This window comes from Streptomyces himastatinicus ATCC 53653, from assembly GCF_000158915.1.
Taxonomy (GTDB): Bacteria; Actinomycetota; Actinomycetes; order Streptomycetales; family Streptomycetaceae; genus Streptomyces; species Streptomyces himastatinicus.
In genome coordinates, this window is record NZ_GG657754.1 from 10,398,335 (window position 1) to 10,405,531 (window position 7,197).

The 7,197-nt window shown below is 74.1% G+C and carries 4 protein-coding genes and 1 pseudogene; 1 reads left to right on the top strand and 4 read right to left on the bottom strand.

Annotated elements, in window-relative coordinates; genetic code table 11:
- Positions 1-32: 32 nt before the first annotated feature.
- Entirely contained in the window at positions 33-1,475 is a 1,443-nt protein-coding gene (gene xylB / locus SSOG_RS43725; protein ID WP_086015839.1) for a xylulokinase, read from the bottom strand.
- 154 nt (positions 1,476-1,629) lie between these two features.
- Between xylB and xylA the strand changes: the two genes are divergently transcribed.
- On the top strand, positions 1,630-2,802 hold the full coding sequence (gene xylA / locus SSOG_RS43730) for a xylose isomerase (protein WP_009720748.1): 1,173 nt from the start codon (positions 1,630-1,632) through the stop codon (positions 2,800-2,802).
- A gap of 132 nt (positions 2,803-2,934) precedes the next feature.
- On the opposite strand, the pseudogene SSOG_RS43735 reads toward xylA, so the two are convergent.
- From SSOG_RS43735 to SSOG_RS43745, 3 genes and pseudogenes are all read right to left on the bottom strand, one after another.
- A pseudogene (locus SSOG_RS43735) lies at positions 2,935-3,939 on the bottom strand (pectinesterase family protein); the annotation flags it as partial.
- A 205-nt stretch (positions 3,940-4,144) separates the two neighbouring features.
- The gene (locus SSOG_RS43740; protein WP_009720750.1) at positions 4,145-5,500 is read right to left on the bottom strand and encodes an SWIM zinc finger family protein; all 1,356 of its coding nucleotides are present in this window, start codon (positions 5,498-5,500) and stop codon (positions 4,145-4,147) included.
- A partial coding sequence (locus tag SSOG_RS43745) for a DEAD/DEAH box helicase (protein ID WP_063631628.1) occupies positions 5,497-7,197 on the bottom strand: 1,701 nt, incomplete at its 5' end. The genes SSOG_RS43745 and SSOG_RS43740, both read right to left, overlap by 4 nt.

The window sequence follows — 7,197 nt, forward strand, 5'->3', positions numbered from 1 at the left end:
CCTCTCGTACGGTCCGTCTCGTCCGGCGCGGCTCAGGCCCGGCGCAGCAGCCCGTCCGCGTCGGACAGCACCCGCGCGATGCGCTCCCGCGTCGCCTCGTCGCGCTCCACCGCCTCGTACGACGGCCCCTCCGCCGTCGCCCAGCGGCGTGCCACCGCCGCCGGGTCCTCGCCCAGCGCCAGCCCCGCGGCCTGGGCGGGGGCGCCGAGGGCGACCAGTTCCTGTGCCCGCGGTACCTGGACGGGGCGGCCGCTCAGCCGCCGTACCGTCTCGCGCCAGGTCGTGCCCTTGGCGCCGCCGCCGATGAGCAGCAGTGGCGTGTCGGGGGCCGCGTCCGCGTCCAGCACCTGGTCGAGCGCGGTCAGCAGGGTGAAGACGGCGCCGTCGTAGGCGGCCTGGAGGAGCTGTCCCGGCGTGGTGTCGTGGCGCAGCCCGTGCAGCAGCCCGGAGGCATGGGGCAGGTTCGGGGTGCGCTCACCGTCCAGGAACGGGAGCAGTACGGCCCGGCCGCCCGGCTCCACCGCCTCCCGGTCCCGGCCCAGCAGGGCCGCGACCTTGTCGACGGCGAGCGTGCAGTTGAGGGTGCAGGCCAGCGGAAGCCAGGCGTCACGGCTGTCGGCGAACCCGGCGACCACCCCCGTGGGGTCCGTGGGCCGGTGTTCCGAGACCGCGTACACGGTGCCGGAGGTGCCGAGGCTGAGCACGGGCTGCCCAGGGCGCAGCCCGAGCCCGAGCGCCGCCGCCATGTTGTCGCCCGTTCCGGTGGCCACCAGGGCGCCGGTGGGCAGCGGCAGGTCCGGCAGGTCCCGCACCGTCCCGGCCGCCTCGCCGTGCCGCAGCACGCGCGGCAGCAGGGCGGGGGAGAGCCCGATCCGGCCGAGGATCTCCTCGTCGTACGCCTCGGTGCCGGACGCCCACCAGCCGGTGCCCGAGGCGTCGCCGCGGTCGGTGGTGCCGTAGCCGGTGAGCCGTTCGGTGAGGTAGTCGTGGGGGAGCCGGACGGCCGCGGTGGCGCGGGCCGCCTCCGGCTCGTTCTCCATGAGCCAGGCCCATTTGGTGGCGGTGAACGACGTCGCGGGCACGCTGCCGATCCGCTCCGCCCACGCCTTGGGGCCGCCCAGCTCCTCGACCAGCCGGTCGCGCTGCGGCGCCGAGCGCACGTCGTTCCACAGCAGCGCGGGGCGTACCGGACGGCCGGAGGAGTCCAGCGTCACCAGCCCGTGCTGCTGGCCGCCGATGGAGACCGCGGCCGCCTGCCGGGCGTGCGGACCGCACTGGCGCAGCGCCTCCGCCAGCGCCTCCCACCACTGCTCGGGATCGCTCTCCTTGCCCTCGCCGTCGGCGCCGCCGCCGACGGTGTGCGGACCCTGGCCGCGTGCGACGACCCGGCCGGTCGCGGCGTCGACGACCAGCGCCTTGGTCGACTGCGTGGAGCTGTCCACGCCGACGACGAGCGGTCCTTCCGGCACGGGCACGGCTGCTGCTGCCATCTCGCGCTCTCCCTTGCGTCCCTGTCCTGTGTGCTGCGACGAGTCTTTCGCGGCCTGAGCGGGGCTTCCCCGGAATGCTCGCGCATACTAATTTGTAAAGCGCCCTGACGAAATAGGCGAGAGAGGCGAGGGAGTCGCGATGAGCTACAGCCCCACCCCCGAGGACCGGTTCACCTTCGGCCTGTGGACGGTCGGCTGGCAGGGCCGGGACCCGTTCGGCGACGCCACGCGCCCGGCGCTCGATCCCGTCGAGTCCGTCACCCGGCTCGCGGAACTCGGCGCGTACGGCGTCACCTTCCACGACGACGACCTGATCCCCTTCGGCGCGTCGGAGACCGAGCGCGAGTCGCACATCAAGCGCTTCCGGCAGGCCCTGGACGCCACCGGCATGACCGTGCCCATGGCCACCACCAACCTGTTCACCCATCCGGTCTTCAAGGATGGCGCCTTCACCGCCAACGACCGGGACGTCCGCCGCTACGCCCTCCGCAAGACCCTGCGCAACATCGACCTCGCGGTCGAGCTGGGCGCGAAGACGTATGTGGCCTGGGGCGGCCGTGAGGGCGCGGAGTCCGGCGGTGCCAAGGACGTGCGGGCCGCCCTCGACCGGATGAAGGAGGCATTCGACCTGCTCGGCGCGTATGTCACCGAGCAGGGCTACGATCTGCGCTTCGCCATCGAGCCCAAGCCGAACGAGCCGCGCGGCGACATCCTGCTGCCCACCGTCGGCCACGCCCTCGCCTTCATCGAGCGGCTGGAGCGGCCCGAGCTGTACGGGGTGAACCCCGAGGTCGGCCACGAGCAGATGGCCGGGCTGAACTTCCCGCACGGCATCGCCCAGGCGCTGTGGGCGGGCAAGCTCTTCCACATCGACCTCAACGGTCAGTCCGGCATCAAGTACGACCAGGACCTGCGGTTCGGGGCTGGCGATCTGCGGGCCGCCTTCTGGCTCGTCGACCTGCTGGAGACGGCGGGCTACGAGGGGCCGCGCCACTTCGACTTCAAGCCGCCGCGTACCGAGGACATCGCGGGCGTCTGGGCGTCGGCCGCCGGGTGCATGCGCAACTACCTCATCCTCAAGGAGCGGGCGGCCGCCTTCCGCGCCGACCCGGAGGTCCAGGAGGCGCTGCGCGCCTCGCGCCTGGACGAGCTGGCCCGGCCCACCCTGGACGAGGGCGAGACCCCGGCCGCGCTGCTCGCCGACCGCACCGCCTTCGAGGCGTTCGACGTCGAGGCCGCCGCCGAGCGCGGCATGGCCTTCGAGCGCCTGGACCAGCTCGCGATGGACCATCTGCTGGCCGCGCGCGGCTGACCGCGGCAGCGACCGTGACCGGCCGCCGGTCCCGCCCCCCGACGGGACCGGCGGCCGGGGTTCACCGGTCCTGTGGGACCGGCCGGACCGGCCGGTCCGGCCGGACCGGCCGGACCCGCCGGACCCGCCGGATCAGGACGGCTGCCAGCCGGAGAGCCAGTCCGCGATCTCGTAGTCGGCGGCCTGCGCGTCGGTCAGCTGCGGCCGGTCGCCGCTCGCCGCACCGGAACCGGCGCCCGTGTTCTTGTACTCCGCGAAGCGGTCGTCCTTCCAGGAGAAGCCGCTCATGTCCGTCCACGGCGTGGTCTTGACCGCCGCCGACAGGTTCGTATTGCGGACGACCGTCTGCGGATCGAGGCTCGCGTCCCCGCCCGCGTGCCAGGGGCGGCCGAGGTAGAACGACCGGCTGGTGACGTCACCGCTGATGGTGCTGTCGATGAACAGGAAGCCCTTCTTCCCGGCCGCGGTCGAGGGCGCCGCGACATAGCCGCCGGAGCTGCCGTCGTAGCGCTTGACGAGCCGGATCGTCGACTTGTTGATGACGGCGGAGGCGCGGCCGAAGACGAAGTCGACATTGCCCTGGACCACCGAGTTGTTGACGTACACCCGGCCGACCGTGGTCTTGCTCGCGGAGTCGAGCAGCAGGGTGTCCTGGTCGCCGACCGCACCGATGTTGTCCAGCACGATCTTGTCCGCCGCGGTGCGCAGCGCGACCGCCTGCTTGTCGGTGATGCTCGTGTTGGCCTCGTTGAAGTCGTTCACGAACTGGAGGTGGCGCGCCTGGAAGTCGTCCGCCTCGACGGCGACGGTCGCGCTGCCGCCGGTGCCGTAGGTCCCGCCGCCCGGCTTGGGGGTGCCGGAGGCGTTGTTGTAGACGATGGTCACGTCACTCTTGTTGCCGGTGCTGCCCACCAGCCGGATGTGCGGCTTGTTGGAGGGGATCTTGACGGTCTCCCGGTACGTCCCGGGCTTGACGGAGATGGTGACCGCGGAGGAGTTGTTCGCCGGGACCGCGTTGACCGCCGCCTGGACGGTCGTGTACTGACCGCTGCCGTCCTTGGCGACGACGAGGGTCGCCGCGGCGGTGGAACCCGGCCGCGTGGGCCCGGCCGCTGTCGCCGAGCCAACCGGTGACCGGAACGGCGATCAGCGTGGCGCCGGTGGCGAAGGCCAGGGTGCCGACGAGCGGACCGGGGCGGCGGCGCCGGGAGCGCGGACGCGATGGGGGCATGGAGGATCTCCGTCCCGTGGAGGCATGTGCGGGGGGTGTTCTGACGCCCTACGGTTGCCACGCCCCCGCGAAAGGTTGCCGCCCCTTCCACGGCCCGTTGGTGCTGCCGGGTCAGTCCGCGGCGAGCATCGCCAGGGCCGCCTCCGGATCCTGGGCCGGTGGACCGGCGGGCCACCAGCGGCCCCGGTCCTTGCGGTACGGCCACCAGCGCCCGTCGCGTCCGTAGCGCACCTGGGCGTCGGTGCCCACCGCCGTCCAGCGGTTGCCCGCCGCGCGCAGCCGGGGCGCCCGCTCACCTTCCTCCCACGCGGCGGCGAGCTGCGCACGGGCGCGGGCCAGGGCCTCGGCGTCCGGCGTCCACTCCTCCTCCAGCACGGTGAGCGCGGCGGCCCCGCCGTGCTCCCAGGCCCGTACGGCGCGGGCCAGGTCCATGCGGTCGCGGCCGCAGCCCGCCGCGAGCCGTGCGGCGACCTCGGCCGGGGGACCGGCGGCGGTCAGCCGCACCGTGTCCTGCCACTCCGTCAGCACGGCCGGGACGGGGGACGTGGCATGGCCGGGAGCCAGCGCCTCGGCCAGCAGCCGCCGGGCGCGTACGGCGGCGTCGGCCGCGAGGAACTCCAGCGCGGCGACGTCCAGCCCGGGCGCCGGGTCCGTACCACCGGCGAGCGCCGGGGGCCGGCCGGGCGCGGCGACGGCCGGTGGGGGAGCGGGCAGCGCGGCCGGGCCGGGCTCGGTGAACGCCGCCTGAGCCGCTATGCCCGCCGGGGCCGGTACGCCTCCCGGGGCCGCGGCGGAAGCGTCGTCCCCGGCCGGTGCGGCGTGCCGGGCGGCGTGCGCCACGCTGCGGACCTGAAGCTCGTCCAGCAGCTCCCGCTCCCCGCGCCCGCGCATGAGCAGCAGCAGATACGGATCCTCGTCCAGCAGCCGGGCGACCTGGTAGCACAGCGCGGCGGTGTGCGGGCAGTGGTCCCACGCCTCGCACGCGCACTCGGGCTCCAGGTCGCCTATCCCCGGCAGCAGGTCGACGCCCACGGCGGCCGCGTCCTCGACGAGCTGTGGCGGCATGTCGCGGTCGAGCAGCGCGGCGATATGCCCAGAGCGCTCCGCGACCACCTCCAGCAGCCGGTCCCACTCGCCGTCGTCCAGCTCCTGGAGCAGCACGTCGGAGCGGTACGGGGTGCGGTCCCGGTCCCGTACCACCGCGGTGATCCGCCCCGGCCGTACGCACACCGCGCCGACCGCGCCCTCGCGCGCATGCTTGCGGCCGCGCTTCAGCTGCCCGTTGTCCAGCGCGGTGTCCTCCAGGGCCTTCAGCCAGGCCTGGCCCCACCAGGTACGTGCGAAGCCGCGGCCGTGGGTGGGCGGCAGGGCGGCGAGGGTGCGCTCGGGCCGCCCGTCGGGCGTGTCCTCGGCGTATCCGTTCTCCTCGGCGTATCCGTTCTCGTCGGTGTTCCCGGCACGGCTCATCGCTCGGTCCCCCTCAGCTCCACCAGCTCCGCGAGTTCGGTGTCGGTCAGTTCGGTCAGCGCGGCCTCGCCGGAGCCCAGCACCGCGTCGGCCAGCTCCCGTTTGCGTTCCAGCATCGCGGCGATCCGGTCCTCCACGGTGCCCTCCGTAATGAGGCGGTGGACCTGCACCGGCTGGGTCTGGCCGATGCGGTACGCGCGATCGGTGGCCTGCGCCTCGACGGCCGGGTTCCACCACCGGTCGTAGTGGACGACATGGCCAGCGCGGGTGAGGTTCAGCCCGGTGCCCGCCGCCTTCAGCGACAGCAGGAACACCGGCGCCTCGCCGTCCTGGAAGCGCCGCACCATCTCCTCGCGGCGCGCCACCGGCGTACCGCCGTGGAGCAGTTGCAGCGGTACTCCACGTGCGGTCAGGTGGGCCTCGAGGATCCGGGCCATCTGGACGTACTGGGTGAAGACGAGGACGCTCGCGCCCTCGGCGAGGATGGTGTCCAGCAGCTCGTCGAGCAGCTCCAGCTTCCCGGACCGGCCGGGGACCACGGGCCGGTCCTCCTTCAGGAACTGCGCCGGATGGTTGCAGATCTGCTTCAGTCCGGTCAGCAGCTTGACGATGAGTCCGCGCCGCGCGAGCCCGTCGGCGCCCGCGATCTCCGCGAGGATCTCCCGCACCACCGCCTCGTACAGCCCCGCCTGCTCCTTGGTGAGCGCGACGGCCCGGTCCGTCTCGGTCTTGGGGGGAAGTTCGGGCGCGATGCCCGGGTCGGACTTGCGGCGGCGCAGCAGAAAGGGGCGGACCAGCTTCGACAGCCGCTCCGCGGCGGCCGGGTCGCTGCCGCTCTCCACCGCCTGGGCGTAGCGCCTGCGGAACGCGTCATGGGTGCCCAGCATCCCGGGCGTGGTCCAGTCGAGGATCGCCCACAGCTCGGAGAGGTTGTTCTCGATGGGGGTGCCGGAGAGCGCGACGCGCGCCTTGGCCCCGATGGTGCGCAAGCGCTTGGCGGTCGCCGAGAACGGGTTCTTGACGTGCTGCGCCTCGTCGGCGACGACCATGCCCCAGGGGCCCGCCTCGGCCAGCCGCTGCGCGTCGAGCCGCATCGTGCCGTACGTGGTCAGGACGAACTCCCCGTCCGCGAGGTCGTCCAGGCTGCGCGCCGTTCCGTGGTAGCGGCGCACCGGCGTGCCCGGCGCGAACCGCTCGATCTCGCGCCGCCAGTTGCCCATCAGCGAGGTGGGGCAGACCACCAGGGTGGGCCCGGCGGCCTCGGGCACGTCCTGCCGGTGCAGATGCAGCGCGATCAGGGTGACGGTCTTGCCGAGCCCCATGTCGTCGGCGAGACAGCCGCCGAGGCCGAGCGACGTCATCCGGACCAGCCAGTCCAGCCCGCGCAGCTGGTAGTCGCGCAGGGTGGCGGCGAGGGCCGCGGGCTGCGCGACGGGCGGCACGCCGCCGTCCTCCCCGTTCTCTCCGGGCCGGGCGAGGCGGTCGCGCAGCGCGGCCAGCCAGCCGGTGGCGTGCACCTCGATCTCTGCGCCGTCGGCCTCCGCGCGGCCGGTGAGGACGGCGCCGAGCGCGTTGACGGGGGCGAGCTTGCGGTCCTGGCGGTCGCGGGCGCGCCGCGCCGCCTCGGGGTCCAGGACCACCCACTGGTCGCGCAGCCGCACCAGTGGGCGGCCCGCCTCGGCGAGCTGGTCCAGCTC